Annotated in this window: 1 protein-coding gene and 1 pseudogene; both read left to right on the top strand. The window is 78.7% G+C overall.

Going from position 1 to position 764, the window contains the following annotated elements; translation table 11 throughout:
• Positions 1–539, top strand: a pseudogene (locus DQW85_RS21930) (basic secretory family protein); the annotation flags it as partial.
• A gap of 12 nt (positions 540–551) precedes the next feature.
• Positions 552–764 (top strand): hypothetical protein (locus tag DQW85_RS44715; protein ID WP_162795207.1); only part of this gene is annotated, 213 nt, incomplete at its 3' end.

Raw genomic sequence — 764 nt, 5'->3', positions numbered from 1 at the left:
TGGTGCCCGCCTCGGCCGCGGAGGCCGCGCGGCTGGCCCGCACGGGCGCGCTCGACGGCCTGGCGGCGGTGGCCGACGGCGGCAGAGTGATCGTGGTGCCGGGGGCGTTCGACCGGCTCACCCCCACCGGGCGGGACGTCGTGCTGGCCCACGAGCTGACCCACGTCGCCGCGGGGACCGGCGGGCTGCCCGTCTGGCTGTACGAGGGCTTCGCCGACTACGTCGCCTACCGGGACGCGGGCCTGCCCGTCCGGGTGGCCGCCGCCGAGCTCGCCGCCGAGGTGCGGGCCGGGAGGATGCCCCGCGAGCTTCCCGGTCCCGCCGCGTTCGCGCCCGGGACGGCCCGGCTGGCCGCCGCCTACCAGGAGGCGTGGCTCGCGTGCCGGTTCGTCGCCGCGCGGTTCGGGGAGGCGACGCTGGTGAGGCTCTACCGTGATGCTCGGACAAGGGGCGCAGAGCACGCGCTCGCCGCGCTCGCGCTACCGGTCGGGGAGTTGACGGCACGATGGCGCGCGTACGTGCGCGAGCAACTGGCGTAGGGGGCTGACGCGGTGGACGACCGGCATCGGGGAGAGGCGGGGGCAGAGGGGATGGGCGTCGAGCCGCGGCCAGGGGCGGGGTCGCCCGGGATGGGCGACCAGCGGGGGATGGGCGATCGGCGGCAGGCCGGGGTGGTGCTCGCCGTGCTCGGCGGGGTGATCCTGGCCGTGGTGGCGCTCGCGACGCCCTGGCGGGCGCTCCCGCCCGCGGCCACCGCCGTCGCG

It is taken from the genome of Nonomuraea lactucae (genome assembly GCF_003313395.1).
Taxonomy (GTDB): Bacteria; Actinomycetota; Actinomycetes; order Streptosporangiales; family Streptosporangiaceae; genus Nonomuraea; species Nonomuraea lactucae.
The sequence above is the reverse complement of the archived record's forward strand: the minus strand, read 5'-3'. Positions and strand labels throughout refer to the sequence as shown.